This is a genomic window from Caballeronia sp., from assembly GCF_049581465.1.
Taxonomy (GTDB): Bacteria; Pseudomonadota; Gammaproteobacteria; order Burkholderiales; family Burkholderiaceae; genus Caballeronia.
The window spans coordinates 1-1,587 of the sequence record NZ_JBAUSA010000070.1; the positions used below are offsets into that span (position 1 = coordinate 1).

General features: G+C 64.1%; 2 protein-coding genes. Both read right to left on the minus strand.

The window, feature by feature from the left end; all coding sequences use genetic code 11:
- The coding region (locus tag WCA53_RS01690; protein WP_423904812.1) for a cupin domain-containing protein at nt 1–308 on the minus strand (308 nt) is incomplete at its 3' end.
- Nucleotides 309–426: 118 nt separating this feature from the next.
- The coding region (locus WCA53_RS01695; protein WP_423904814.1) for a PLP-dependent aminotransferase family protein at nt 427–1,587 on the minus strand (1,161 nt) is incomplete at its 5' end.

Sequence of the window (1,587 nt, forward strand, 5' to 3'; positions counted from 1 at the left end):
CCGGGCTCCTCGAAGAAGCTTTCTCCGGCGTGGTAGACGCGCTTAGGGCCGTCGTTGACCTGTGACTCGATATCGCCCGACACGACGTATGCGTAGATGAACGCCGAACCCGCATGCCTGTGCGCTGGCGATGCTGCGCCGGGGGCATAGTCGACAACGACGGCGCTCAACGACTTGCCGGGGATGTTCGGAATGGCGTGCTGGAAGTTCGGCGTGACCGTTTCACCTGTGCTATGTGCCGTGGCAGACACCGCAACGCCGAAGGCCATGCATGCGCAGGCGGCACCTGCAATGGATCGAATATTCATAGACGCTGGCTCCTTGACATTCCCACATTGTGGGGTTCGACGGAGCCACGGGAAAGCACCAGGAATGAACATTTTCGATGTACCAAGAAGCGTTGACGAAGCCAGTCTTGCAGGTTTGTCACTCGCACTCGCGAACGAGTTCCAGCAGGCGGTAACAGTCGGCAGCCAGCGTGCGTTCATTAAGATTCGTCACGCCGAGTAGCAGTCCCTGTTGCCGGGGAGCGCTCATGTACCAGGGCGAGAGCGGGACCGGGCCCAAGCCGAAATGCCGCGCCCGCGAAGCGATATCGACATCCAATCCCGATCTGGGGAGCGTGATCACGACGGCCATGCCGGCGGTGGCCTGCACTTTGATCGAGCTCGGGCCCACCTCCTTCAGACAACGAAGCAGGGCATCCCGTCGCGCAGCGTAGAGACGCTTCATACGGCGCAGATGGCGAAGATAGTGCCCCTCGCGCATGAACTCAGTCACGGCGTGCTGCGCGGACGCCGCCGGTGCAGGCGCGAGGCACGCCGTAATGTCGCCGAAGGGGCGCGCCATGTCCGGCGGGACCACGAGAAAGCCCAAACGCAGTGCCGGGCTGATGGTCTTGCTGAAACTGCCGATATGCAGGACCCGTCCGTCCTGATCGAGCGAGGCAAGCGCAGGCGCCGCCCGCCCTTTCAACTGGAGCTCGCTCAGGTAATCGTCTTCGATGATCCAGGCGTCGTTTTGCCGGGCCCAGCCGAGCAGTGAAATCCGCCGGGCGAGCGACATCGTCATCCCGAGCGGTGCCTGCTGACCAGGTGTCACCACCGCGAGAGAGGCTCCGGCCGCCTGCCTGATGCCGGCGTCTATATCGAGTCCATCCGCGTCCACCGGAACGGCTGCCACCGTCATGCCGGCGAGGCCCAGTGCGGTACGCGTGAGCGGAAAGCCGGGGTCTTCCATCCAGGCTTGCCTGCCTTCCATGCGAAGCCCGCGAAGCGCGAGATTGAGGGCACCGGAGAAACCTGCCGTGACGAAGACCTGAGAGGGATTGCATCGAAGGCCGCGTGCGACGCCAAGATAGGCCGCAATCTCCCTTCGCAAGTCCGGATCGCCACGTGGGTCGGGGTATCCGACAGGAGCCGCCCCGGCCCGGCGCGCCGCCCGCGACTGGATGCGCGACCAGAGCTTGAACGGAAAGGCGTCCTGGGCGGGCACACCCATTTGAAACGCCAAAGGCGTCGTGCCGAATTCGTTGAACAGTTCGGGAAGCGGCGGCGCCTCCGGCGACCAGCCGGCTGTTGCCGGCAC